The 25478-nt window shown below is 59.0% G+C and carries 31 protein-coding genes and 2 pseudogenes; 24 read left to right on the top strand and 9 right to left on the bottom strand.

The features are described 5' to 3' along the window. Positions 1–211 precede the first annotated feature (211 nt). Positions 212–547 (bottom strand): helix-turn-helix domain-containing protein, encoded by a 336-nt coding sequence (locus tag FW764_RS01680; RefSeq protein WP_446432449.1) that lies wholly within the window; start codon positions 545–547, stop codon positions 212–214. A 135-nt stretch (positions 548–682) separates the two neighbouring features. Between FW764_RS01680 and FW764_RS01685 the strand changes: the two genes are divergently transcribed. From FW764_RS01685 to FW764_RS01700, 4 genes are all read left to right on the top strand, one after another. Further along, a complete protein-coding gene (locus FW764_RS01685; protein ID WP_446432450.1) occupies positions 683–985 on the top strand; it encodes an ArsR/SmtB family transcription factor in 303 nt (100 codons plus the stop codon). Positions 986–1050: 65 nt separating this feature from the next. Then, entirely contained in the window at positions 1051–2025 is a 975-nt protein-coding gene (locus FW764_RS01690) for a zinc-dependent alcohol dehydrogenase family protein (protein WP_446432451.1), read from the top strand. Between the two features lie 42 nt (positions 2026–2067). After that, positions 2068–2364, top strand: coding sequence for an antibiotic biosynthesis monooxygenase family protein (locus FW764_RS01695; protein ID WP_446432452.1), 297 nt, complete (start codon positions 2068–2070; stop codon positions 2362–2364). 87 nt (positions 2365–2451) lie between these two features. Next, positions 2452–2904: a hypothetical protein gene (locus FW764_RS01700; protein WP_446432453.1), complete on the top strand. Its 453-nt coding sequence runs from the start codon at positions 2452–2454 to the stop codon at positions 2902–2904. Between the two features lie 285 nt (positions 2905–3189). Here the strand turns inward: FW764_RS01700 and FW764_RS01705 are convergent, their stop codons facing one another. After that, positions 3190–3600, bottom strand: a complete 411-nt coding sequence (locus FW764_RS01705) for an ASCH domain-containing protein (protein ID WP_446432454.1) — start codon at positions 3598–3600, stop codon at positions 3190–3192. Positions 3601–3743: 143 nt separating this feature from the next. On the opposite strand from FW764_RS01705, the pseudogene FW764_RS01710 reads away from it, so the two are divergent. From FW764_RS01710 to FW764_RS01760, 11 genes and pseudogenes are all read left to right on the top strand, one after another. Beyond that, a pseudogene (locus FW764_RS01710) lies at positions 3744–3875 on the top strand (hypothetical protein); the annotation flags it as partial. 127 nt (positions 3876–4002) lie between these two features. Further along, on the top strand, positions 4003–4623 hold the full coding sequence (locus FW764_RS01715; RefSeq protein WP_446432455.1) for a LysE family translocator: 621 nt from the start codon (positions 4003–4005) through the stop codon (positions 4621–4623). A gap of 211 nt (positions 4624–4834) precedes the next feature. Then, positions 4835–5785: an RES domain-containing protein gene (locus FW764_RS01720; RefSeq protein WP_446432456.1), complete on the top strand. Its 951-nt coding sequence runs from the start codon at positions 4835–4837 to the stop codon at positions 5783–5785. 78 nt (positions 5786–5863) lie between these two features. Further along, on the top strand, positions 5864–6502 hold the full coding sequence (locus FW764_RS01725; RefSeq protein ID WP_446432457.1) for a hypothetical protein: 639 nt from the start codon (positions 5864–5866) through the stop codon (positions 6500–6502). 10 nt (positions 6503–6512) lie between these two features. Beyond that, positions 6513–7028 (top strand): SUKH-4 family immunity protein, encoded by a 516-nt coding sequence (locus tag FW764_RS01730; RefSeq protein WP_446432458.1) that lies wholly within the window; start codon positions 6513–6515, stop codon positions 7026–7028. Positions 7029–7098: 70 nt separating this feature from the next. Next, the gene (locus FW764_RS01735; RefSeq protein WP_446432459.1) at positions 7099–7239 is read left to right on the top strand and encodes a hypothetical protein; all 141 of its coding nucleotides are present in this window, start codon (positions 7099–7101) and stop codon (positions 7237–7239) included. A gap of 34 nt (positions 7240–7273) precedes the next feature. Continuing rightward, a pseudogene (locus tag FW764_RS01740) lies at positions 7274–7411 on the top strand (VOC family protein); the annotation flags it as partial. A gap of 257 nt (positions 7412–7668) precedes the next feature. Beyond that, positions 7669–8646, top strand: a complete 978-nt coding sequence (locus tag FW764_RS01745) for an alpha/beta hydrolase (RefSeq protein ID WP_446432460.1) — start codon at positions 7669–7671, stop codon at positions 8644–8646. 283 nt (positions 8647–8929) lie between these two features. Next, positions 8930–9793 carry a 4-hydroxy-tetrahydrodipicolinate synthase gene (dapA, locus tag FW764_RS01750; RefSeq protein WP_446432461.1) on the top strand — a complete coding sequence of 288 codons (864 nt, stop codon included), beginning with the start codon at positions 8930–8932 and terminating at the stop codon, positions 9791–9793. 141 nt (positions 9794–9934) lie between these two features. Further along, on the top strand, positions 9935–11311 hold the full coding sequence (locus tag FW764_RS01755; RefSeq protein WP_446432462.1) for a pyridoxal-phosphate dependent enzyme: 1377 nt from the start codon (positions 9935–9937) through the stop codon (positions 11309–11311). Then, positions 11308–12474: a cystathionine gamma-synthase gene (locus tag FW764_RS01760; protein ID WP_446432463.1), complete on the top strand. Its 1167-nt coding sequence runs from the start codon at positions 11308–11310 to the stop codon at positions 12472–12474. The genes FW764_RS01755 and FW764_RS01760 overlap by 4 nt, the downstream gene beginning before the upstream one ends. 132 nt (positions 12475–12606) lie before the next feature. Here the strand turns inward: FW764_RS01760 and FW764_RS01765 are convergent, their stop codons facing one another. After that, positions 12607–14805: an OsmC domain/YcaO domain-containing protein gene (locus FW764_RS01765; RefSeq protein WP_446432464.1), complete on the bottom strand. Its 2199-nt coding sequence runs from the start codon at positions 14803–14805 to the stop codon at positions 12607–12609. Positions 14806–14938: 133 nt separating this feature from the next. On the opposite strand from FW764_RS01765, the gene FW764_RS01770 reads away from it, so the two are divergent. Then, complete coding sequence (locus FW764_RS01770) at positions 14939–15559, top strand: LysE family translocator (protein ID WP_446432465.1); 621 nt, start codon at positions 14939–14941, stop codon at positions 15557–15559. A 3-nt stretch (positions 15560–15562) separates the two neighbouring features. Here the strand turns inward: FW764_RS01770 and FW764_RS01775 are convergent, their stop codons facing one another. Beyond that, a complete protein-coding gene (locus FW764_RS01775; protein ID WP_446432466.1) occupies positions 15563–16219 on the bottom strand; it encodes an O-methyltransferase in 657 nt (218 codons plus the stop codon). A gap of 111 nt (positions 16220–16330) precedes the next feature. Between FW764_RS01775 and FW764_RS01780 the strand changes: the two genes are divergently transcribed. The 4 genes from FW764_RS01780 (at position 16331) to FW764_RS01795 (ending at position 19418) form a co-directional block, all read left to right on the top strand. Beyond that, positions 16331–16963, top strand: coding sequence for a TetR family transcriptional regulator (locus FW764_RS01780; RefSeq protein ID WP_446432467.1), 633 nt, complete (start codon positions 16331–16333; stop codon positions 16961–16963). 28 nt (positions 16964–16991) lie between these two features. After that, entirely contained in the window at positions 16992–17798 is an 807-nt protein-coding gene (locus tag FW764_RS01785) for a suppressor of fused domain protein (protein WP_446432468.1), read from the top strand. A 101-nt stretch (positions 17799–17899) separates the two neighbouring features. Then, the gene (locus FW764_RS01790) at positions 17900–18055 is read left to right on the top strand and encodes a hypothetical protein (protein ID WP_446432469.1); all 156 of its coding nucleotides are present in this window, start codon (positions 17900–17902) and stop codon (positions 18053–18055) included. A gap of 49 nt (positions 18056–18104) precedes the next feature. Further along, a complete protein-coding gene (locus FW764_RS01795) occupies positions 18105–19418 on the top strand; it encodes an NAD(P)/FAD-dependent oxidoreductase (RefSeq protein WP_446432470.1) in 1314 nt (437 codons plus the stop codon). 7 nt (positions 19419–19425) lie between these two features. Here FW764_RS01795 and FW764_RS01800 read toward each other — a convergent pair whose 3' ends face one another. Further along, entirely contained in the window at positions 19426–19932 is a 507-nt protein-coding gene (locus FW764_RS01800) for a GNAT family N-acetyltransferase (RefSeq protein WP_446432471.1), read from the bottom strand. Positions 19933–20059: 127 nt separating this feature from the next. Here FW764_RS01800 and FW764_RS01805 point away from each other — a divergent pair, with 127 nt between their 5' ends. Next, the gene (locus FW764_RS01805) at positions 20060–20623 is read left to right on the top strand and encodes a cysteine hydrolase family protein (protein ID WP_446432472.1); all 564 of its coding nucleotides are present in this window, start codon (positions 20060–20062) and stop codon (positions 20621–20623) included. 1 nt (position 20624) lies between these two features. Then, positions 20625–21722, top strand: a complete 1098-nt coding sequence (locus tag FW764_RS01810) for an NAD(P)/FAD-dependent oxidoreductase (RefSeq protein ID WP_446432473.1) — start codon at positions 20625–20627, stop codon at positions 21720–21722. Here FW764_RS01810 and FW764_RS01815 read toward each other — a convergent pair. From FW764_RS01815 to FW764_RS01825, 3 genes are read right to left on the bottom strand one after another with little or no spacing between them, the layout of a single operon-like run. Further along, positions 21677–22141: an NUDIX hydrolase gene (locus tag FW764_RS01815; RefSeq protein WP_446432474.1), complete on the bottom strand. Its 465-nt coding sequence runs from the start codon at positions 22139–22141 to the stop codon at positions 21677–21679. The genes FW764_RS01810 and FW764_RS01815 overlap by 46 nt on opposite strands. Next, the gene (locus FW764_RS01820; protein ID WP_446432475.1) at positions 22134–22589 is read right to left on the bottom strand and encodes a bleomycin resistance protein; all 456 of its coding nucleotides are present in this window, start codon (positions 22587–22589) and stop codon (positions 22134–22136) included. The genes FW764_RS01815 and FW764_RS01820 overlap by 8 nt, the downstream gene beginning before the upstream one ends. Positions 22590–22609: 20 nt before the next feature. Then, positions 22610–23041 carry an HIT family protein gene (locus tag FW764_RS01825; protein WP_446432476.1) on the bottom strand — a complete coding sequence of 144 codons (432 nt, stop codon included), beginning with the start codon at positions 23039–23041 and terminating at the stop codon, positions 22610–22612. A gap of 109 nt (positions 23042–23150) precedes the next feature. Here FW764_RS01825 and FW764_RS01830 point away from each other — a divergent pair, with 109 nt between their 5' ends. Continuing rightward, positions 23151–23387 carry a hypothetical protein gene (locus FW764_RS01830; RefSeq protein WP_446432477.1) on the top strand — a complete coding sequence of 79 codons (237 nt, stop codon included), beginning with the start codon at positions 23151–23153 and terminating at the stop codon, positions 23385–23387. A gap of 9 nt (positions 23388–23396) precedes the next feature. On the opposite strand, the gene FW764_RS01835 is transcribed toward FW764_RS01830, so the two are convergent. Continuing rightward, on the bottom strand, positions 23397–24863 hold the full coding sequence (locus FW764_RS01835) for an FAD-dependent oxidoreductase (protein ID WP_446432478.1): 1467 nt from the start codon (positions 24861–24863) through the stop codon (positions 23397–23399). Between the two features lie 64 nt (positions 24864–24927). Between FW764_RS01835 and FW764_RS01840 the strand changes: the two genes are divergently transcribed. Continuing rightward, positions 24928–25410, top strand: coding sequence for a MarR family winged helix-turn-helix transcriptional regulator (locus FW764_RS01840; protein ID WP_446432479.1), 483 nt, complete (start codon positions 24928–24930; stop codon positions 25408–25410). The last annotated feature ends 68 nt before the right edge of the window (positions 25411–25478 follow it).

Genomic DNA, 25478 nt, shown 5'->3' on the forward strand with positions numbered 1-25478 from the left:
CACGAGCGTCACTCCACAGGCTGCCCACGTGGCACGCCGCATGCCTAGCTGTTCCCGGCTCGACCACATGGAATAAGAGTGAATGCCGACCCGCACGCTTTTTTTCAAGTACTACCACAAGGCTGACCGCATCATGCTGAGCCCTGGCGCGCAGCAGTGAGCGCTTGCCGCCGATTGCGGTGCGGTTGGATGCGCTCAGGCGCAGGTTTCATCAGTGAGCTGATGGGTCTCGGGACAATGATGAAGTGATCTGCGCGATCGCGCCGCGATCCTGTTCCTGCAGCGTACGGTACTGGTTGAGGATCAACGTCTCTTGCTCGCTGAGGTCATCGGCACTCACGAGCAAACGCTCCCCGCTCAGCACATACAGCACATCGACCCCGCGCTTACGGATAGCCATCAGGTAGTCGGATTTTGGCAGCCGCTCGCCACGCTCATAATGACCTTGGGCATTCTCGGCCACGCCACCGACGACACCGAAGTCGTGTTGGGAGAGTAAGAGCCGTTTGCGCTCTTCCTTTAAGCGCACACCTAAATTGCCGTCCATGTTGAATGCCTGATTTGAGGGGTTGACCCACCATACGCTTATACCCTGGCGAGAAGGACATTCATTTGAGCTGACTTATGGACAGCGTCAACCTCTCGGATTGACATATCGGTAAATCTCGATATTATCGCCCCCATGGACCTACTCGAAATATTCAAAGCCCTCTCAAACCGCACACGCCTCGAAATCCTGCAAGGTTTGAAGGACCCCGAAAAGAACTTCCCCGCGCAAGACGAGGGAGACGTTCACACCGTGGGCGTGTGTGTCAGCAGCATCCAGGAAGGCGTTGGACTGTCGCAGTCGACCGTCTCTGACTACCTTGCCACCCTGCACCGCGCAGGCCTGGTCGAAATTCGCCGTATCGGCCAGTGGACTTACTACAAACGCAATGAAGCCAACATCAGCGCGCTGGCGGAATTCCTAGGGAAAGAACTCTAGGTTTTTTTTCACCCCATGATATCGATATTTCCCGATATCCCTTTTTACCGAAACGAGGTATTACAATGAGAGCGATGATCCTTAACACCTTCGGCCGGCCCGAATCATTTGAACTGCGCGACGTGCCCAAACCTGTGCCGCATGCGGGGCAGGTGCTGGTGCGGGTCCACGCCACCTCCATCAACCCGTTGGATTACCAGGTGCGACGTGGTGACTACGCGGACTTAGTGCCACTCCCAGCCATCACCGGCCACGACGTGTCAGGTGTAGTCGAAGCCATCGGGCCGGGGGTGACCGCCTTCGCCCCAGGCGACGAAGTCTGGTACACCCCGCAGATATTCGACGGCCCCGGCAGCTACGCCGAGTACCACGTCGCAGCCGAAAACATCATCGGCAAAAAGCCCGCCTCCCTGAGCCACTTGGAAGCCGCCAGCCTGAGCCTGGTTGGCGGCACCGCGTGGGAAGCCCTCGCCGTGCGCACGGCGCTCAGAGTCGGCGAAAGCGTGCTGATACACGGCGGCGCGGGCGGTGTCGGGCATGTGGCAATCCAACTGGCCAAAGCCATCGGCGCACGCGTGTTCACCACCGTGCGCGAAGCCAACGTTGAGTTCGCCCGGAGCATGGGCGCCGATGTAGTCATCGACTACGAAAAAGACGACTACGTCGCCGCCATCCTGCGCGAAACCAGTGGCCACGGTGTCGATGTGGTGTTCGACACCATCGGCGGCGACACCTTATCGCGCAGCCCCGACGCACTCGCGCAACTGGGCCGCGTGGTCTCGATTGTGGACATCGCACACCCACAAAACCTCATTCAAGCCTGGGGCAAGAACGCGGCGTATCACTTCGTTTTCACGCGGCAGAATCGCGGCAAGCTGGATGAGTTACACGCGCTGGTAGAGCGCGGTCAGCTGCGGCCGCATGTTGGCGCCGTGTATGCGCTGGCCGACATCGGGCTCGCCCATGCGCGGCTTGAGAGCCGCAACAACGGTATTCAAGGAAAAGTCGCGATTGCCGTCGAGCCAACGCTCATGGCATGACGGCATGCTATTACCCGTCAAAACCATTTTTGGAGAAACACCATGATTTATGAGATCGCCCTGCTCCCGATTCACATAGAACAGGCTAATGCGTTCAAGCATGCATTTGCCGAGGTTGCGCCGCTGCTGTGCCGCGCGAAGGGCTATGCCGGGCACATGCTTGCGCAAGGGATTGAAGCGCCAGAGGTGTTTAATTTGATCGTGCAGTGGGAATCGCTAGAGGATCACACGCCGGGGTTTGAGGCGAGTGAAGATCATCGGGTGTTTATGTTGAGGCTGGAGGAATTTTTTGCCGATGAACCGACGGTTTACCATATTGAGGGGGCCGGTATCGGCTAGGCGCAAACGTTGATGTAATAACCTGGCCGTTATTCCTGTGCTTACGACAGAATGGACCTTCCCTCAGACTCTTCGGCCTTGTACACCATGGACGACTCACGTTTCACTGCGGATCAGGTGGTATCTCGATCTGGCATTGCCCAGGAGGATAGGGAAGTGAGGCAATGGTCAGTGCGCCTTCCACTCACTGAGAGGCTCGACGTTCTAAAGCAACTGTGGCCACTGAACTACCGATACGCACTCGAACTGCTCAAAGCGGCACAGCTACCGAAGCAGGAAAACGAGCGCATGCTCAGTCACTGGTTGCGTACTGGCCAACACAATACGGCGCAGGCACTCATCAAGCGGTTACAGCCGGTTCTGGGGGAAACAACGTGCTGGCAGATTGCGTCGCAAGAGACGCTTTCACCGACGATGCGCGACCTCATGAATTACTATGGACATGGGCGCCTGGGCCATCAACCCGAGGAAAATAAACCTTCAAGGTTTTCGAGCAGATTTACCTTCGGTGCCCCCGCTACCACGGCCATTGCTGAATAAGGGGCAGACCACGTTCAACACACTGATGCTCTGCCCCCCATTTTTTAGTTAAAGCGGGTCAGCAATACTCAACATTGGCTTAAACGGTGACTTATGCCCCCCAAAAAAAGGACAGATACTGGTCATCTGACTGTGCCGAGTACCGCCTCGCCGCCGGCTGTGGCCACGGGTCTGGACATTACTTGCTTTCAGACTCAGCTGCGGCTGATGTTTTTTTGCTAGCGCTCTTCGAAGAGCTCAGTGATTGAAAGCAGACTTGATTAACGGCTAGGGAGCCTGGTCTTTTTAAACCACTTCCACCAATTCAAACTCTTCTGCCAGCAGTTCCATAGCCTCGTCAAACACGCCCTCTCTTTGGAAAAAATCTTTATGCCCCTGCCTCCAGTACCTGAGGCTGAGATCCCCTTCGCCTTCCTTTCTGGCAAACATTTGATCGACGTCGCAGTAACGAATGACACGCAGCAAAATAACTCTAACGACACATACCGGCTCACCCTTGCTGTTGAGGATGATGCTGTAACCGCCAATAGCCGGTGAGTCGCCCTCATGTTTTAACGAGGCGAGTGAACAGCAGGTTGCTGTCTTTATTCCTTTAGCAACACGCTCAGCCAGTTCATCTGCCATTTCTGGAGTATCCCCAAATGACCATGCAATGGCTCCGGGATACCTGACTTTTAAGTCTTCAATTATGTTCACAACTAAATCCATTTAAATCATGTTGTTGGCTATACAATCATCACCGTCAGACCTTCAGGAAGCGGCTAGAGCTCTGTGTGTTGCTCCAACGCCAGCTCTTCGCGCCAGATACTACATGCCGCCTATTGAGTGCGCCAAACACGTTGGGCTTACTCCTCTCGAGCCAACGTTTGGAGCGAGAGGCTCAACGCAACGTCCAGTTGATGTGGTTGACGCCAGATTCCAAGACTATCGCCAACGTTAAAAACAACAACAGCAAGGCCACCCAAGGCGTACCCAACGACGTCAGACTCAGCGGGCATTGGAGACGCTGCATCACACCAGCGACCTGGCGTATGGATTGTCCAACGGTGGGGTGTGCCTTTATCCTCAAGCCTCTGAACCTGCCAACCCGGAGCCGCCATGGACCTCGCCACGCTTGCCCTCTTCCTCCCCGCTTGCTTCGCCCTGAACATGGCGCCGGGGCCAAACAACCTGCTGTCGGTCAGCAACTCCACCCGCTACGGCTACCGTACTTCCTGCATCGCCGGTCTCGGCCGGCTGCTGGCCTTCGCCGGCATGATCGCCCTCGCCTCCGCTGGCCTCGCGGTGGTGCTGCAAACCTCGGAGCTGCTGTTTTATGCGATCAAGATCCTAGGCGCGGCGTATCTTTTTTATCTGGCGTTTCAATTGTGGCGGGCGAATCCACGAGCCGAGGCTGAATCAGCGACGTCCAAGGTGGGATTGTGGGCGTTGGCACGTCAGGAGTTTCTGGTGGCGGCAGGCAACCCGAAAGCCATCCTGATCTTCACCGCTTTCCTCCCCCAATTCGTAGTGCCGGGCCAGCCGATCGCACCGCAATTTGCGCTGCTGGGTGTGATGTTCCTGATGCTGGAGTGGATCGCCATCAGCGCTTACGCCTATATGGGCCTGCACATGCGCCGCTGGTTCGCGGAGCCGCGAGGCAAACGGATTTTCAATCGTTGCTGCGCGGGGTTGCTCTCGGCCGCGGCGACGGTGTTGTTGATGGCGCGCCGGGCTTGAGGGGCAGCCCTGAATATTCGAACAAACATACACACCAGATTTGAGTCGACAGCACCAACTGCGGAGCCCTTCAGACGTTGATGGCGCTCAGGGGAAAATTATTTGCACTCGGTGTGTTTCAGGCTGAGGGAGTCAGTCATAATGTTTGCCGCAGTGACCACTATTTACCCTATCACGCAAACGCAAGCCTCGGACGTTGGTCAATCATTAAATGGACTTAAGAAAAAAGCTTTCCTTGTACTTCGAACTTAAATTTGGCTCGCCACCAGCCCCCAGTTTTGAAAAATACGATCCCTTTATAGGTGTTGCCGGTTACTGCGCAGCCATACGTAAGTATCTGATACCCGACTCGACGCCCGACACGGTCAGTTTTGCGGAGCTGCCCTTTGAATCACGTACGTACTGTAAAGGTTCGATTTTTTCAAGGGTTCGGAGAATCCGAAATGAGAAGCTGGAAAAACTCTTAAAAACCCCTCTAAAGGTTAGCGATTTTTTTCCACCCGCGTCCGAAACCGCACAAGCGCGTGCGGGTCGTTTCAACGCGGAAGGAGAACGCACGCTGTATTTGGCCGATCATGCGTTTGTGGCATTGAAGGAGTGCGGAATCGAGCCTGGTGAACATTTCCTCTTCAGTTATTTTGTACTCAAAACCGATATGCACTTTGTGTGCGTTCCCCCTGAAGAGTTTAGATGTACAAAACTGCTGAGCGCTTTATTCAAAAGCACAGACGAAAACTTTTACCCCGTCATCACCCGGACTTACAATGACTATCTCAACCATGCCACTCATCACGGTATTGCCTATGATTCTGTAAAGGTCAAAGAAAACTACTACGACTCAACATGGGGAGAAATTAGCTCTATTACAAACCTCGCACTGCCTGAGGAAAAATTACCCGCCGCCTACTTGCAAGTCGGCTGGCTTGCACGATGCGATGAACATTATCGACCCTACTATTTGAAAATGCTTTTACCTGACGCAAAGAAGAAAAAAAGACTCACGACGCTGACGTACCATAATAATAAATCACGTTTCATGGCGAAACACCACGAGGTAATGGAGAGGATCGCTCAGCTTAGAAACACGACTAAAAGTCTCATCGCCCGAGAAGACTATACGAAGGTCACCACAACGGCATTTAAACTACTGCCTCAGGTATAAAACTGAGGAGTGACTGAATAGCACGTCAGACGTAAATTTTATCAACGCAACAATGGACATTTTTTCAGCGGAGGAATAATGCAATTTGCAGTAGCACTAATAGAATATTTGATTTCTGGCGTTGTCGCATCGGCTTGGCTGACAGCAGTGCTCATCAATTACTACCCACTTCTGTTGCATACGATCAATGATCACAAAGAAATGCTGATCCTGATATACCTACCCATCGCCTACATTTTGGGAATTTATGTCGACACCACCTCCTCCTACTTTATACGTAGAGCCAAAGAGGTGCACAGATGCTTTAGTAAAAAAGTGCCTATACCACCATTAATGCCAAACGTCCTGGCGAGGATATACAGCGCTGTCGCAGGCGTCCCCAAAAGCGAGCCTTACAAAAACACCGCAGCGATCCTCGCCTATTCCCCTGCGGACGCCGTCAGGACGATGGAGGCCTATATCAGCAGGGATCGAATTGCTCGCGGCACTGCATTCAATTCTTTCGCAGGTGCTATTGTCGCTTTCATTTATACGCCGCCTGAATACAACACGCTGATAACGACTATCTGCCTCATCGCATTCGGCTACTCGATTATTATGCATAGACGCTTAAGCCGTCTTTCATCAAGCTTCAAAGAAGTGGTATTGAACAATCTTGAAAAGCACACGCCCCTCGAGCTCCACAAGCGAAAAGCCCCTGTAACTGACGAAAAATAGCATCGTGACGATGAGCAAATTTGACTTCAACACGCGGTTTCTCTCTGCACTGCCTTCCCTGCCATCAGGGTTGGACTTGCCTCTTGATGCCTTCATTTTCTGGGAAGCCAGGCAACTTCCGCTGATGGCGGAACCAGACGCCGAGTTCCTGGTTAAACAAGGGCTGCCGGAGAGTGCCGCGCCGTTCCTGAGTTTTTCCGTCTACAGCGAAACGGAAGCCACCCGCAGGCGAACGATATTCGGGGTGGCGGATCATTATTTCCCCCTCGGCCATACTGGGTCCGGGGACGTTTTGGCGCTCGACTGCCAAAGCGGCGAGGTGGTTTATTTCAATCACGACTTCAACAATGAGCGAGTCTTTATCAACACTGCGTTGTTACTGTTTGCGCAATGCCTGTGCGTGTTTCAGCAGCATCTACGCGACAACACAATGGCGCGCTGCTTGGCCGACATCGAGCGTATTGATCCTGCAGCGGCAGCGCCGGGTACAATGTGGGCCGACGAAATCGGTGCCGAGTTGGGCTGACGCTGTAATTGACAACACGCCGCGCCGGCATCGCTACACAGCCCTCTGCACCCCACGAATGGATTCGGCCTTGAGCCGCTACGCCCCTGCGTTAATTGCGCATATGCCAGGCCGCGTCGCCGATCTTTTAATCACTAACGTATTCTATGAAGTCGTCGACGGAAAAATCGCACACGTCGGGTCGATGATCAAGAAGACGGCGATTGAATAACAACTTTGATCGATAAAAACCGTGGAGAGCCGAGATGAACAACAAAAACACGCTATGCCTCTGGTACAACGGCACCACCCTGGAAACCGCGACTTTCTATGCCCAGATCTTCCCTGACAGCGCCGTGAAAGCCGTGCACCCTGCGCCGGGTGACTTTCCGGCCGGTAACAGGGCGACGCGGTCACGCACCCCGACCCGGTGATCGCCAAGCGCGCGGTTGACGCGATCGAGGCCGCCGTGGCCGGGCGCTGAAAGCATCCAAGCTCAACGGTGGAGCTGGTTTGCCTGGCGCCTGTACCAAGCGGGTTTTTGTGGCGAGCGGGCTTGCCACAAAGGCCTGTCCTAGCCTTCAGGTGAACACCCGCTCCCACGCAAGCACGTACTCTGGCATCCTCACCGCCCCCGTCATCGAACGCGAGCAGCAAGCCTATGAACCACGGCGTTAAACTTGAACCCCGCACACTCGCGGTTCCGCAGTCGATCAGTGCCCAAGCCCAGGCCACTCTGCAACGCCTGGTCGGCACTGACGGCGTGCCCCTCAACGCGCTGCACGCCATGCCCGCGCCCAATGACCACGACGCCTGGCGCCGTCTGCAAGCCGCCGTTGCACACAATTACGCCAGCGCCAATGCAGGGCAGGCGGGATCTTTACGCGCCAGCCTGCACACCCTCAGCGTCGAAAACGCCAGCGTGCATGTGGCCACACCGGCCACTGACACACACTTCGCCTACATCGACCTGCACGGCGGCGCACTGGTGTTCGGCGGCGGGGAAAACTGCCGCATCGCGGCCGGCAAACAAGCCGACCTGCACGACGTGATCTGCTACGGCGTGGATTACCGCATGCCACCCGATCATCCTTACCCCGCAGCGCTGGATGACTGCCTGGCCACCTACCGCCATGTGCTCAAGCATCACGCGCCGGAACAGATCGTGATCGGTGGCCGTTCGGCAGGCGGCAACCTCGCGGCGGCCATGGTATTGCGCGCTCGAGACGAAGGTTTGCCACTGCCGGCGGCACTGGTGCTGCTGTCGCCGGAAGTCGACCTCACCGAATCCGGCGACAGTTTCCAGGTCAATCGCACTGTCGACGTGGTGCTGCCCAACCCGTTGATGAGTGTGAACCTGCTGTATGCCAACGGCGCGGACTTGTCCCACCCTTACCTGTCGCCGCTGTTCGGCGATTTTACCCTGGGCTTCCCGCCGACCTTTCTGCAAAGCGGCACCCGCGATCTGTTTCTGTCCAACACCGTGCGCCTGCACCGCGCCTTGCGCCAAGCGCGCGTGCCTGCGCAGTTGCATGTGTTCGAGGCCATGCCCCATGGCGGTTTCATGGGTGCGCCGGAAGATACCGAGCTGGCCGCCGAGGTGGCAGATTTTGTGCGCGAGCAGCTGCGGCGGGGTTGACACATTCCGTCACATCCGCTGAAGATGGAGGCCTTATTCAGGGTGTGCCAGCGCATGTCTGCATCGTCTTCCGTTAACCTTTGCACTATTGGCTTGATTGCCAAGGCGCAAGGTTGCGTGGCGCGCGCCCTCAAATCGAAGAAACAGTCGCTCATGTGACCGGGGCGCGCTGTCCCGTCAGATGAGCTGACAGGACATTGAGCGCGACGGACCTCCCGCCCTTTGCACAATCCCTCTGCTCTTCTGACGGTGCCTCCAACGGTCAACCATCAGGAGAAAGTGCATGTCATCGTTTCAAGGAATCTGGGTTCCCGTCGTCACGCCGTTTCATGACGGCGCCATCGACTTTATTGGCCTGCACCGGCTGGTCAGCCACCTGCTTGAAAAGCACGTCGCCGGGATCATGGTCTGCACCACCACCGGCGAAGCCGCGTCGTTAAGCCGTCAGGAACAGCTGGCCGTGCTCGATGCGGTGTTGCAGTGGGTACCGGCGCACCGTGTCGTGATGGGCCTGGCGGGCAACAACCAGATTGAACTGCTGCACTTTCAGGGCGAAATCCTCACGCGCCCGCTGGCCGGATTGCTGGTGCCGGCGCCGAGCTACATCCGCCCTTCTCAGGCGGGCCTTGAAGCGTTTTTCCGTACGGTGGCGGATGCCTCCAGCGTGCCGATTGTTCTGTATGACATTCCTTACCGCACCGGCGTGACCTTTGAGCAGGCCACGCTGCTGAACATCATCAAGCATTCGCGGATCGTCGCAATCAAGGACTGCGGCGGCAACCTGGCGACTACCTTGGCGCTGATCGAAAGTGGCGAGGTGGACGTGTTGTGCGGCGAGGACATGCAGATTTTCAACGCGCTGTGCCTGGGCGCCAGCGGCGCGATTGCAGCCTCGGCGCACGTGCGCACCGAGGCGTTTGTAGCGCTGCACCAACAAGTTCGGGATAACCAGCTGACCGAAGCCAGGGCGACTTTTTTCAGGTTAGTGCCACTGATCAACACACTGTTCATGGAGCCAAACCCTGCGCCGGTAAAGGCCGCACTGGCCCTGCTAGGGTTAATTGGCAGCGCGTTACGCGCGCCGATGCAAACCGCCAGCGCCGTTGTTCTAGAGCGTTTGCAGCAGGTCATTAGGCCCGACGCTTAACGGCTCAAAGCCGCTCATGCGGCAAAAAAGTCATCCAATGGACCGCCCGGTTGCGACCGGCGCGATCCCGGCCTATGTTCCAAGCCATGCTTTGCATTTTTGCTGGCCCACCCTTACGCCGCTTCCGTAGCAGGTGACGACATGCCCACGCTTTCCCGCCCCGCCGTACTCGAACTGATCGGTAACACGCCGCTGGTCAAGGTCAGCCGTTTTGATACCGGCCAGTGCACGCTGTTTCTCAAGCTTGAATCGCAAAACCCCGGCGGCTCGATCAAGGACCGCATCGGCCTGGCGATGATCGACGCCGCCGAACGCGACGGCCGCCTGCGTCCCGGCGGCACCATCATCGAAGCCACCGCCGGCAACACCGGCCTGGGCCTGGCACTGGTCGGCCGGGCCAAAGGCTACCGGGTGGTGCTGGTGGTACCGGACAAAATGTCCACCGAGAAAGTGCTGCACTTGAAGGCCATGGGCGCCGAGGTGCATATCACCCGCTCCGACGTCGGCAAGGGCCACCCCGAGTATTACCAGGATGTGGCCGCGCGCCTGGCCAAGGACATTCCCGATTCGTTTTTCGCCGACCAGTTCAACAACCCAGCCAACCCGCTGGCCCACGAAACCAGCACCGCGCCGGAAATCTGGGCGCAGACCCAGCATGACGTGGATGCAATTGTGGTGGGCGTCGGCTCGGCCGGCACCCTCACCGGCCTGACGCGCTTCTTCAAACGGGTACAGCCGGAGCTGGCCATGGTGCTGGCGGATCCGGTGGGTTCGGTGATGGCCGAATACAGCCGTAGCGGTAAGATTCAAACCCCAGGCTCATGGGCCGTGGAAGGCATCGGCGAAGATTTCATTCCCTCGATTGCCGACCTCTCCAGTGTGCGCCATGCCTATTCCATCAGCGATGAAGAAAGCTTCGACCACGCCCGCCAACTGCTCAAGGCCGAAGGCATTCTCGGCGGCTCGTCCACCGGCACCCTGCTCGCCGCCGCACTGCGTTTTTGCCGCGAGCAAACCGTGCCCAAACGCGTGGTCACCTTCGTCTGCGACACCGGCACACGCTACCTGTCCAAGGTCTACAACGACCAGTGGATGAACGACGCCGGGCTGTTGCAATACAAACACTACGGCGACCTGCGCGACTTGATCGCGCGCCGCTTCGAAGACGGCCGCGTGATCAGCGTGAGCCCCGACGACACGCTGCTCACCGCCTTCCAGCGCATGCGCCTGGCCGACGTCTCGCAACTGCCGGTGCTGGTCGACGGCCAGAAGCTGGTGGGCGTGATCGATGAGTCCGACATCCTCCTGGGGCTGCATCACGATGCAGCGGACTTTTCCATGCTCGTCGCCAGTGCCATGTCCGACACCTTGCAAACCCTGGCCCCGAGTGCCAGCCTGGCTGAACTGCAGGCGGAACTGGATCGCGGCCTGGTCGCTATCATCGCCGACGCTTCAGGTTTCCACGGCCTGATCACCCGCGTCGACCTGCTTAATCACCTACGGAGATCCCTTGCATGAGCCAGCCCGATAAAAGTGCGTTTGCCACCCGCGTCATTCACGCCGGGCAATCACCCGACCCGACAACGGGCGCGCTGATGCCGCCGATCTATGCCAACTCCACCTATTTGCAAGAAAGCCCCGGCGTGCACAAGGGCTTTGACTATGGCCGCTCCCACAACCCCACGCGGTTTGCCCTGGAACGTTGCGTGGCCGACCTTGAAGGCGGCAGCCAGGCGTTTGCCTTTGCCTCAGGGCTGGCTGCGATCTCCACCGTGCTGGAGTTGCTCGATGCCGGCGCGCACATCGTCTCCGGCAATGACCTGTACGGCGGCACCTTCCGCCTCTTCGACAAGGTGCGCCAACGCAGTGCCGGGCACCGCTTCAGCTATGTCGACTTGAGCGACGTGTCGGCGTTTGAAGCGTCGTTGCAGGACGACACGCGCATGGTCTGGGTCGAGACCCCGAGCAACCCGCTACTGAGCCTCACCGACCTCAGCGCCATCGCACGCATCTGCCGTGACCGCGGCATTATCTGTGTAGCCGACAACACCTTCGCCAGCCCATGGATCCAGCGCCCGCTGGAGCTGGGTTTCGATATCGTGGTGCACTCCACCACCAAATACCTTAACGGCCACTCCGACGTGATCGGCGGCATCGCCATCGTCGGCCATAACCCGGAACTGGCTGAGCGCCTGGGCTTCCTGCAAAACTCGGTTGGCGCGATTGCCGGACCGTTCGATGCGTTCCTGACCCTGCGCGGGGTCAAAACCCTGGCGCTGCGCATGGAGCGCCATTGCAGCAATGCCCTGGAGTTGGCCACCTGGCTGGAACAGCAGCCACAAGTGTCACGGGTTTACTATCCGGGCCTGGCTTCGCATCCGCAGCACGAATTGGCACGCAAGCAGATGCGTGGGTTTGGCGGGATGATTTCGGTGGATTTGAACAGTGATCTTGCGGGCGCCAGACGTTTTCTGGAAAACGTGAAGATTTTTGCGTTGGCCGAAAGCCTCGGCGGCGTCGAAAGCCTGATCGAACACCCGGCGATCATGACCCATGCCAGCATTCCTGCGGCGACGCGGGCGCAACTGGGCATTGGTGATGGGTTGGTGCGGTTGTCGGTGGGCGTTGAGGATGTGGAAGACCTGAGGGCCGATTTGGCACAGGCGTTGGCGCTGATCTAAACACAGGACTTGGTCAAATGCGGGAGCTGGCTTGCCTGCGATACGGGCACCTGGGTGTATCAGTTACACCACGGTGATGCTATCGCAGGCAAGCCAGCTCCCACACAAACCTGCTGGCAAAGGGGCTTAGCGTCAGGCTGAAGTGATGTTGGCCCGTGCCGAGTGCAGCTTTTTGTAGCTCTCGATCAAGCGCAAGTGCCGGTCCAGCCCTTCCAGCTTCAGGCTGGTCGGCGTCAAGCCGTAGAAGCGCACCGTGCCGTTAACCGAGCCAATCACCGCGTCCATCCGCTCGTTACCAAACATGCGACGGAAGTTGGCCTCGTAATCCTCGAGCTCCAGGTCCTCGTCCAACTGCATCTCCAACACCGCGTTCACCGCTTGGTAAAACAGGCCGCGCTCAACGGTATTGTCGTTGTACTGCAGGAACATTTCCACCAACTCCTTGGCTTCTTCATATTGCTGCAGGGCGAGGTAGATCAGCAGCTTCAACTCCAGAATGGTCAACTGCCCCCACGCGGTGTTGTCATCGAACTCGATGCCAATCAAGGTGGTGATATCGGTGTAATCGTCCAGCTCGCTTTCCACCAGACGCTCAGCCAATGCCTTCAGCTCGTCATCGCTGAGGCTGTGCAGGTTGAGGATGTCGGCGCGGAAAAACAGTGCCTTATTGGTGTTGTCCCAGATCAGGTCATCCACCGGGTAAATTTCCGAGTAGTCCGGCACTAGGATGCGGCAGGCGGTTGCGCCCAGGTGCTCGTAAACCGCCATGTAGGACTCTTTGCCCATGCCTTCGAGAATGCCGAACAGGGTCGCGGCTTCTTGGGCGTTTGAGTCTTCACCCTGGCCCGAGAAGTCCCACTCAACGAATTCATAATCCGATTGGGCGCTGAAGAAACGCCAGGAGACCACACCGCTGGAGTCGATAAAGTGCTCGACGAAGTTGTTCGGTTCAGTAACTGCGTGACCTTCAAAGGTTGGCTGTGGCAGGTCGTTCAAGCCTTCGAAGCTGCGGCCTTGGAGCAATTCAGTGAGGCTGCGCTCCAGCGCCACTTCCAGGCTCGGATGGGCGCCGAACGAGGCAAATACGCCGCCGGTGCGCGGGTTCATCAAAGTCACGCACATCACCGGGAACTCACCGCCTAGCGACGCATCCTTGACCAGTACCGGGAAGCCTTGCGCTTCCAGGCCTTCAATTCCCGCCACAATGCCTGGGTATTTGGCCAGGACGTCGGCCGGGACGTCCGGCAGTGCGAATTCGCCTTCGATGATCTCGCGCTTGACCGCGCGCTCAAAAATCTCCGACAGGCACTGCACCTGAGCTTCGGCCAGGGTATTGCCCGCGCTCATGCCGTTGCTGAGGTAGAGGTTTTCGATCAGGTTGGACGGGAAGTACACCACTTCACCGTCGGACTGACGTACGAACGGCAGCGAAACAATCCCGCGCGCTTCATTGCCCGAGTTGGTGTCGTACAGGTGCGAGCCGCGCAGTTCGCCATCGCGGTTGTAGATTTTGCGGCAGTAGGCATCGAGGATTTCAGTCGGCAGCTCGTCTTTGCGCCCCGGCTGGAACCAGCGCTCATCCGGGTAATGCACGAACGGCGCATTGGCCAGTTCCTCACCCCAGAATTGGTCGTTGTAGAAGAAGTTGCAGTTGAGCCGTTCGATAAACTCGCCCAAGGCAGACGCCAGTGCGCCTTCCTTGGTCGCGCCCTTGCCGTTGGTGAAACACATCGGCGAGTGTGCATCGCGGATATGCAGCGACCACACGTTAGGCACGATATTGCGCCACGAGGCGATTTCAATCTTCATGCCCAGGCCGGCGAGGATGCCCGACATGTTGGCGATGGTCTGCTCCAGCGGCAGGTCCTTGCCCGCAATGTAGGTACCGGCTTCTGACGTGGAGCTTGGCATCAACAGCGCCTGAGCATCGGCGTCGAGGTTTTCGACTTCCTCAATGACAAACTCCGGCCCGGCTTGCACGACTTTTTTCACCGTGCAACGATCGATGGAACGCAGGATGCCCTGGCGGTCTTTGTCGCTGATGTCCGCTGGCAGCTCGACCTGGATCTTGAAGATCTGGTTGTAGCGGTTTTCCGGATCAACGATGTTGTTCTGCGAAAGGCGAATATTGTCCGTGGGGATATTGCGCGTTTGGCAGTACAGCTTCACAAAGTACGCCGCACACAACGCCGACGAAGCCAGGAAGTAATCGAACGGACCTGGGGCCGAACCGTCGCCTTTGTAGCGAATCGGTTGGTCGGCAATCACCGTGAAGTCGTCGAACTTGGCTTCAAGTCGAAGGTTGTCGAGAAAGTTGACCTTAATTTCCATGCGGGCACACCAGAACGAGCTAAACAAATTGGCCGCCATTATGAAGATTTTCGCCGGGAAGTCTCAGGGTTTTCCGCATTGCCTGCCGGTCGGTGCTAATGTTTCGTCCACCTCACGTTGAAGTCATGCGCCCATGTCCATCACAGACAACCTCCTCGCCTTCACCTTCGCCGCCACCCTGCTCACGCTCACGCCCGGGCTCGACACCGCGCTGGTATTGCGGACCGCCACGGTAGAAGGCAAGCGCCAGGCGCTGAAGGCCACCTTGGGTATCAACGCCGGGTGCCTGTTGTGGGGCGCGGCCGTGGCCTTTGGCCTGGGCGCACTGATCGCGGTGTCGGAGTTGGCGTACAACCTGCTCAAGTACTGCGGCGCCGCGTACCTGGCGTGGCTGGGACTGAACATGCTGCTGCGCCCGCGCCATTCACTGTCAACGGTTGAGGCCGAAAACAAGCCCAGTGGCAACGGGTTCCTCAAAGGCATGCTGGGCAATGTACTGAACCCCAAGGTGGGGATTTTCTACGTGTCGTTTTTGCCGCAGTTCATTCCCCAAGGCCATTCGTTGATTGCCTGGACGTTCGGTCTGGTGAGCATTCATGTGGTACTGGGCCTGGCATGGTCACTGCTGCTGATTGGCGCCACCCGGCCACTGTCCGGGTTTCTGCGCAAGGAAAAGGTCATCCGGTGGATGGACCGCACCACCGGTCTGATCTTTGTAGTGTTTGCCGCGCGCCTGGCGCTCAGCAAGCGCTAAGCCTTAGCTGAGGCGGATCGACAGTTCGATGTCATCGGCAAACGCCACGGACAAATAGCCGTTCGCAGGATCGCGCACGTGCGCCAGGTATTGCGGGCAGTAGTCGGTGTTGTCAGCCACTACCAGCGCGCCGGGTCGCAGGTGTTTCTCCACCAAGTTCAGCACATCACCATACAGTGCCTTGGCGCCGTCCAGCAGCAGCAAGTCGACCGCTTCCGGCAGGCCCGCAGCCAACGTCACCAATGCGTCGCCTTCACGGATTTCAATCAGGTCGCTCACGCCGCCTTCGATGAAATGCTCGCGCGCCAGGGCGATCTTCGAGGGCTCGAACTCGCTGCCAATCAACACGCCACCACCGTTGTCACGCAACGCGGCAGCCAGGAACAAGGTGGACAGGCCAAACGAAGTACCAAACTCAACGACAGTCCGTGCCTTACTGCTGCGCGCCAGCATGTAGAGCAAGTGGCCGGTGTCGCGGGAGACCGGCAGCCACAGGTCTTTGAGCATCGTGTAGAGCTCAAGGTAATCGGTTTTGCTGTGCATCATCCGCTCACGTTCTTCACGCGATACGCTGTTGATGAGCGGGCTGGTCGCCGCGCCGGCTTGTGCGTAGAGGCGTTCGATCAAGGGCGCCAGTGGCGTAGAGGTCAGGGTTGCCATGATTGATTTCCGTCAGGTTGAGATTAAGATGCGACTAATTCGTCGCATTAAAAGTATGCAAGTGATTCCTCGCATTCGCTATTCGCGTTAGGCCCACCGCTGGAGCCCTAGATGACAACCCGTCAGACCGTCCGTATTTCCTCACGCAAGCAGCCACAGCAGGCGCGTTCCACCGACCTGGTGGCGGCTATCCTTGAAGCGGCTATTCAGGTTTTGGCCAAGGAAGGCGCTACGCGTTTCACCACCGCACGCGTCGCGGAAAAGGCCGGTGTGAGTGTCGGCTCGGTGTATCAGTACTTCCCTAACAAGGCGGCGATTCTGTTTCGATTGCAAAGCGATGAGTGGCAGCAGACCACGCAGATGCTGCGCGACATTCTGGATAAAACCGACATTGCGCCGCTGCAGCGCCTGCGCACCCTGGTGCATGCGTTTATCCATTCCGAATGCGAGGAAGCGCAGATGCGTGTGGCGCTCAACGACGCCGCGCCGTTGTATCGGGATGCGCCCGAAGCCGTGGAAGTCCGCGCGGCGGGCCAGCAGGCCTTTGAGACCTTCATGCTGCAATTGCTGCCGCAAGTGCCTGAGCCCATTCGCGCGCTGGCCTGCGACTTGATCCTGACCACGCTCAGTTCGGTGGGTAAGGATTTTTCCTGCAGCCCGCGTACCGCCGCAGAAATAGCTATTTACGCCGACGGAATGGCTGATATGTTTCGCGCCTACGTGAACGCGCTCAATCACCTGTAAAGCACTCATCTCCAGCAAAGGAATGCACATGAACTTCTTCAAAAAGCTGTTCGGCGCAGCCAAAAAGCCCGAAGCCGAAGCCGCCCTGCCGACGCCGGTTGACCCGGTTGAAACCCCAGCGGATGCCGCCAATACGGCCGCCCGAATTGCCAGCGAAGAATGCCTGGACCGGCATTGGCAAGCCGTTGGCACTGTGGAGCGCGACGTGCTGACGTACATAATCAGCCCAAGCTTCACCGGCGGTCCTCACTGGCCGTCCACCCGCCAGGCCTACCGCGTGGTGCGCCGTGGCGGCGCCATCATTCTGGCCACTGAGGGCCTGTCCGACCCTTTCGACGATGCCGAAGGGCTGGGCAATGGGTTCGAAATGGAACTGTTCCTGGAAACCGCAGACATCCCCAACGACGCGCGTGGCGAGCTGGGTGATGTCGACCCTTTACGCCGTAGCTGGGCGTTCGAACTGATCGAACACGTGGCCAAAACCGTGGCTAATGCAGGCGGCATCACGCATCAGCTGGACAACCATGGCGTACTGTCCCTGGAACTGCCGGGGTTCAGCCTGTCGCACCAGATGAGCGAGCAAGTGCCTAAGTTGTTCGTCACCGACGACGATGCCGTCGGCGTGCTGCTCGGTGGGCCGGAACCCGACTTCCCGATCCGCCTGGAAGACATGCCGCTGTCACCCGTGCGCCTGGTACCGGTGGTGTTGATCACCGCGTCGGAGCTCGAGTACGTGCGTTCCGGTGGGCGTGCGGCGCGGGAAGATCTGGTGGAGCGGTTGAAGGCCGCAGGCGTAGGCCATACCAGCAGCCTGTATCGCGCAAGCGTGGTGTGAACGGTCGTTGTGTCGACGCGTTGATTGTTTAACAAAGCCATAACTGAAGGTTCACAAACGACGATTGAACACACCTGCACGCGATGGGAGCATCGGCGACCATGATTTCGCGCTTAAGCTTGATCCGTCGTCACCTGCTCCCCTCCTTCGCGAAGGTGCAGGCGCGCTCCTGCGAGAATCCCCTGTTCAATATCATCCTGGCCTTCTGGGCGCTGTGGCATTGCCGTCATGCACGCCCGCCCGATGCGCGCTTCTGATTAACTCGAAATTGCCTGCCCGGCATTCATTTATCAGAAGGATCATCCCATGACCGCCGCCATGCGCCCAGTCATCGGTGCTGCCCAGCGCAGCGCTTCGTACTACACCGCCAGCCTCAACGACGCCACCCAGTACCCAACTTTGCAAGGCCAGGTCAGCGTTGACGTGGTGATTATCGGGGGCGGTTTTACCGGCGTTGCCAGCGCCGTCGAGTTGGCTGAACGCGGGCTCAAAGTCGCGATTGTCGAGACTAACCGTATCGGCTGGGGCGCCAGCGGGCGCAATGGCGGGCAAGTCACCGGCAGCCTGTCGGGTGACGCGGCCATGCGCGCACAAATGCGCAGCCGCCTGGGCGATGAGGTGGACGATTTTATCTGGCACCTGCGCTGGCGCGGCCACGACATCATCGAGCAACGCGTCAGCAAGTACGCGATTGACTGCGACCTCAAGCACGGCCACTTGCATGCCGCGATGAAACCCTCGCACATGACCGACCTGCGCGCCTTTCACGATGAAGCGCAACGGCGTGGCATGGGCGATCAAGTCAGCCTGCTCGATGAGACCGCTGTGCGCCAGCATCTGGACAGCCCGCTGTACCTAGGCGCGCTAAAAAATACGCGCAACCTGCACCTGCACCCACTCAACCTATGCCTGGGTGAAGCACGCGTGGCGCACAGCCTGGGCGCGCTGATTTTCGAAAACTGCGAAGTGCTGGACATCGTGCATGGCGAGCGACCCGCCGTGATCACCGCCCAGGGCCGCATCGACGCACGCCAGGTGTTGCTCGCCGGCGACGTGTACCACAAGCTCGAAGCCAAGCAGCTCAAGGGCAAGATCTTCCCGGCCATGGGCGGCATCGTCACCACCGCGCCGCTGGGCGCACTGGCCCAGCAGATCAACCCGCACGACCTGGCGGTGTACGACTGCCGGTTTGTGCTCGATTACTACCGCCTGACGGGCGACGCACGCTTGCTGTTTGGTGGCGGCGCCAACTATTCCGGGCGCGATTCACGTGACATCGCAGCGGAGTTGCGCCCGTGCATCGAACGCACATTCCCGGCGCTGAAGGGCGTGGACATCGAGTTTCAGTGGAGCTGTGCGATGGGCATTGTGATGAATCGCATCCCACAGCTGGGCAAGCTGTCGGACAACGTCTGGTACTGCCAGGGTTACTCCGGGCACGGCATCGCCACCAGCCACATCATGGGCGAAATCATGGCTGAGGCACTGACCGGCACCCTGGAAAAGTTCGACACCTTTGCCGGGTGCAAACACATCAAGGTGCCGCTGGGCGATGTGTTGGGCAACCCGATGCTGGCCGTGGGGATGTGGTACTACCAGATGCTCGAGAAGCTGCGTTGACGGGCAGTCAAACGGCGCGCCACGCCATGGCGCAGCGGCTATCCGGCTCAAAGCCATGGGCATATTCGTCGGCCAGAATGTCTGCCAGGCGCTGATCCACTGCAGGTTTAAACCCTAAGCGACTGTAGAACGGCGCATTCCACGGCACGTGCTTGAAGGTCGTCAAGGTCACCGAACGCAACGGGGTTGAGCGCGCAGACTCCATCGCGGTTTCGACCAGCTTGCGCCCCCAGCCCTGGCCCTGCATTGCTTGCGCGACCGATACTTCATGAATATGCAGTGCGTCGCCCTGGCGCTCTGCGCTAAGGAAGCCTTGAGGCTGAGCGTCCGCGTCGACGACCACCCAACAGGTTGACAACGCGATCAACTGCCGGTGACGCTCGACACTCATCGTGACGGTGTCCGCCAGCCAGCTCAAGCCATCGAGCGCACGGAATACTTGAGCTGCGCTCAGTTCGATACGAGGCAATAGAGGCGCGTCATCGGGAAGCGCCGGGCGAATGTGGGCAGGCATGAGACCTCTAGAACGTGGTTGGCTTGCGTCGAATTCTACGCGGGCTTCGGCGCGACGGCATATGTGCCCCTGTTTGAACCCCTGCATCGCTGCTATGTTTCGCTCCTGATCAGCAAAAGGACATGCCATGGAACCGTTAGCGACAAATGCAGCGCTGGTGATCATCGACATGCAGCGAGGCATGAACGACCCGAAGCTTGGGCGTCGCAACAACCCGGATGCCGAACGGCACATCCAGCAGCTTCTGAACGCCTGGCGGCAGTCTCAACGCCCGGTCATCCATGTGCGGCACATATCGCGCACTCCCGGCTCGGTATTTTGGCCGGGCCAGCCAGGCTGCGAATTCCAGCAGGCGCTGGCGCCGCTCAAGCATGAACACGTGGTGGAAAAAAACGTCCCGGATGCGTTTGCCGCTACCGGCCTGGAACGCTGGCTGCACATGCGTTCGATCAAGCAACTGGTGATCGCTGGGGTGATCACCAACAACTCCGTGGAATCTACGGCGCGTTCCGGCGGCAACCTGGGCTTTGACGTGATCGTGGCCGGGGACGCCTGCTACACCTTTGATCAAACCGATTTGTCGGGGCAGCTCTGGCCTGCCGAGCATGTGCATGCGCTGTCCCTGAGTAACCTGGCGATGGACTACGCCAGGGTCGTCGACACGGCGCAACTGTTGGCGGTTGGAGATTGAGATGAGCCAACACATCGTGGTCATCGGCGCAGGCATAGTGGGTGCGTCACTGGCCTATCACCTGGCAGGCAAAGGCGCGAAGGTCACCGTGGTGGAAGCCGGTGAAATCGCCTCGGGCGTCACCGCCACTTCGTTCGCCTGGATCAACACCTCGCACAGTGCGCCCGACCCGATCGCTGCCTTGCGCCGTGCAGCCATCGGCGAGTTTCGCCGCCTGCAACGCGAACTGCCTGACCTGCAGATACGCTGGACCGGGGCCTTGTGTTACGGCGCAGGCACCGATGCAGCCTTGCAGGCCACGGATCACGCCTCTTCGGCCACTCAGGTGCCGCGCTCACGGATTCTTGAGCTTGAGCCGACCTTGAAAAACCCGCCTGAACATGCCTTGTTCAAAGCCGAAGAGGGTGCGTTGGACGCGGTGCAAGCCACGCAGGCGTTGATCTCAGGCGCCCAGGCACTGGGGGCGAAAGTGCTCACGCAGACGCGCGTGTTGGGTTTCAGAACGGAGAATGGCCGGGTAACCGGCGTCGAAACCGCGACGGGCACACTGGAGGCCGATGGGGTCGTGTTCGCCGCAGGCACCGGCATCAAGGCGCTGACGGGCATGCTCGGCGCAACGCTTGCAGTCGAGGCCTCGCCGTCGGTGTTCATCCGCTACGCAACACAGCCCGGCCTCGTGAGTACGCTTATCTCCAACACGGAAATGGAGGTGCGCCAAACGGCAGATGGCACGTTGCTGGTGGCAGAAGACTACCGGGACGACGCCGAGGAGAATCATCCGTCAGCGATTACACGGCGCACGGGCGAAGCGATCTGCAACGAACTCAGGGGCGTGCGTTCACTTGAACCGCAAATGGCCTGTGTCGGGCTCAGGCCCATCGCGGTGGATGGTCTGCCTGTGATCGGCTTCTTGCCCACGGTCGGCGGTGTGTATGTGTGCTCAATGCACCCTGGCGTGGCGCTGGCGGCAATCGTCGGGCGCCTGGCCAGTGAAGAAATTCTCGACAGCCAGGCACATGCCTCACTGCTGCCCTGCCGGCCAGCGCGCTTTTTTCAAGATGCCGCAGCGTCAAACGCACCCGCGTCCACCAGTATTTGAGACAGGTCCTGCGGCCATACCGTATCGGTGGTTGAGCGCAATTGGTCTGCAGTCCACCAATGGTGATCGGCCATGACCTGGGTTTCTTCCGGCGTCCATTCATCTCGGGAAAGCAGCTCATTGGGTGCATGCACCACGAAGAACTGCTCAATCGCCAACACGGTTTCGCCACTGGGTAGCATCAAAGGAAATCTGCGCTCTGCCACCGGTTCTTGAACCGTGCTGAGCACAATCCCGGTCTCCTCGCGCAATTCACGCAGGGCCGCCGCGTGAAAGCTTTCGCCCTCCTCGACGCCGCCCCCCGGCGTGGCCCAGTAATTTTTGCCGGCCAACGCACCGTCCTTATGCACGAACCTGAACAGCAGGACGTCGCCAGCGGGGTTGATCACCAGTAATCGGGAAGCCTTTCGTTCACGCATTTGACGTTGTTCCCTTTTGAAAAGCGTTATTCGCGCGTTCACCCAGCCGCTCAACCAGCCGCACCAGATAACCATCCGGGTCCTGCACCAGGAACTCGCGCTGGCCGACCTCGACTTCGCCCGCCCTGTACCACACGTCCTTGCTTGCCTTGAACAAGGGATATACCGCCGCGTCCAGCCGCTGAATAACTGGGAGTACGGCCGCGACGTCGATCTGCAGGTTGATGCCGCGCCCAAACGGCCGCTCCAGCGCGCCGGTTTGCCATTGATTGGCGAGCGGGTCGACTTGCTCAAGCATCACCTGCGCGCCCTCCAGATCGAGGTAGGCGAACCCATCCTCCAGGCGTTGATAGGCAACCTTGAAACCCAGGAGCGCCACCCAGAATTCCAGGCTCTTATTCAGGTTCGTGACCATCAGCTCTGGGACGAGTTTATTGCGTTGCATCATGCGCTTGCTTCCATTGCGGGTTAACGGCTGATTAACGCTGCGATTTTCTTACGCAGGTCGCCGTGCTGTTCTTCAGCGTAAGGTGTAGCGGTTTTCCAGTCGTAGAACCAGACGGGCATCTTGCGTTTGTCGGCCGGTTCCGAGGCGTAGCGAGGGAAAATGTGGCAGTGCAGCTCCGGCTCGGAGTTGCCCAGAATCTCATAGTTCATGCGCAGCGCGCCGGTCGCCTCTAGCACGGCGTCGCCCAGGCGGGCCATGTCGAGCAGGTAGGTTGCCCTGGCATCGCTGTCCAGGTCGTTCAAGCTGGCGACTACAGGGTCAGGCAGCAGCAGGCAGTAACCCGGTAGAAACTGCACGTCGCCCATCACTGCCCAGCCTGACGCCATGCGGCAAATGACTTTATCGTTGGCGCCGTTGCTGGCCAGTTCTACGCGTTGCGTAATCAATGACATCCTTCGTCCTTAATGATGACGTTCAACTCAGGGAAACAAACATAACGTTGTTTCGCCCAGCGAAGCCAGGTTAACTGAGTTCACCCCTTGAGCCAGGAGACATTGACCGATGCGAATCACCTGCCTCCATACGGCACACAGCAACGTAGCGGTGTTTGATGCCGCCGCTGAAGCACTCGGCGTCGCACCGGATGTTCTGCGTCATGAAGTACGGCCCGACCTGCTGGCTGCTGCAGAACACGCCGCCGGGCTGACTATTGAGATTACCAACGCGACCACCTCGGCACTGCTTTCGCTCGCACGTGAGGCTGACGCCGTGCTCAACGGTCCAAAACCCGGCCGTTGAAATACACCGCTAAAGCCCTACTCGCACTAAGTAGCCTTCCAGCGTTTCAATACTGTCTGGCGAAAAAAACGCCCCGATGTAGCCATCTGGACGCACCAACACCCACTCGCCAATCGCCAGTGCGTAGGCGTCCTGAAACTGCCCCAGCTCATCCACCATCTCACCGTGCGGGCCAATGCAATGAACATGCAGCCCTGCTCGAGGCGACATGCTACCCGGCGTAACGCCATAGCCCAGCAGTGTCCAATGCGTGCCCTTGAACACGTCAAACAACCGCAACGATTGCCCGGCAGCACCACGCAGCCGCGCATCCGGCGCGCGCTGACCTGCCCGCCCAAGCGCCAGTGACGCGTGCGCGTAGCCGAGGTCCAGCTGATGCACTTCCCTGCCCCGGCGCATGTCGCCACGTTGCAAGTTGTCGAGCAGTTGGGTCGACAAGCCGAGCACCGAAGCTGCGATTGGACGCCGCTCTTCTTCGTAACTGTCGAGCAGCGTTTGCGCTGCACCGTTGGCCACTGCCGCCAGTTTCCAGCCCAGGTTGTAAGCGTCCTGCACGCTGGTGTTGAGCCCTTGGCCGCCGGTGGGTGGATGAATGTGCGCAGCGTCCCCGACCAGAAACACCTGGCCGACGCGGTAGTGATCGGCCAAGCGGGCATTCATGCTGTACGCCGACGCCCAGGACACGGCGTGCACCTGGATATCATCGCGCCCGGTGCGGCTTGCTACGAATGCCGTCAGCCCTTCGGCGCTGAGGTCCATCTCAGCCTCCAGCGGGATCGGCGCCTGGATCTGGAACAACTCGGTGCCGGCCAGCGGGCACACGGCGATCTGCCGTAGCACGTCGCCTTCGCCGAAGCGGTGCCAGCACTCCGCTGAAAGGCCGGACAGCTGCACATCGGCGACCAGCGCACGCACGCCGAGGGTCTTGCCAGGGAAACCGATATCGAGGGCGTGCCGCACAAAACTACGGCCGCCATCAGCGCCCACCAGCCAGCGCACGCGCAGTGATTCAGGACCAGCCTGGCCGACCAACTGCGCAGTGACACCTTCGGCGTCCTGCTCGAAAGCCACCAACTCGCAACCAAACTGTGTCCGATGGCCCAGTTCGAGCAGGCGCTCGCGCATCACACGTTCGGTCAGAAATTGCGGCACCATCAACGGTTGTTGATACGGCTCGGCCGCCGTTGGGGCCTGACTCTCAATCGAATTAGCGTCGCTGTAGCTGCCATCGTCGCGGTAGCGCCGCTCAGTCGGATAGACTCCACCCACGGCAAACAGGCGATCCAGAATCCCGAGGTCTTCGAAAATTTCCTGAGACCGCGGCTGGAGGCCTTTGCCACGCGAGCCGTGAAACGGCTGCTGGTTTTTTTCGACCAGGCGGAACGTGATACCGCGCCGCGCCAAGTCGATCGCCAGGGTCAAGCCGGCGGCACCGGCACCGCAAATCAGTACATCAACAGCGCATCGCTCGTTCATACGGATCACCTATATGTGCAATACGCACATATTATGATGGAGAAACACAGTGTCAAGAAAAAGCGTGCAAAACGCACATATGAGCGCGCAGTTGCGTGACTTGCATGGCTCGCTAGTGGAGATTGTCGGGGTGATGAACCGCCCCCAGCGCGACGAAGCCATGGTGCGCGAGGCCGGGATTTCCCTGGACCGCGCGCTGTTTCCACTGCTGGTGTTGGTTGAGCGGCTAGGCCCGATTGGCGTGGTAGAACTGGCCGACCGCGTGGGCCGCGACTACACCACCGTCAGCCGCCAAGTGGCGAAACTGGAGGGCCTCGGCCTGATCCTGCGCCAGGAAAGCACGGCGGACCGCCGCGTACGCGAGTCGGTCATCACCGAAAAAGGCAAGGCCATGACCGACCGTGTGGATGACGCTCGCGAGCGTATGGGCGTGTCGATTTTCTCGACATGGGAGGCAGGCGATTTCGACAATTTGGTGCGGCTGATGCGCAAGTTTGCCGAGGAGATCAAGGCCGACTCGATACAGGCGACCAAAGACATCAGCTGACAGTGCTGCGCTTTACCCCCTAACGCGCGCCGCACTGGCGCTCTGAGATCTGTTGCCACATCGCCAGC

It is taken from the genome of Pseudomonas sp. 1152_12, from assembly GCF_052850675.1.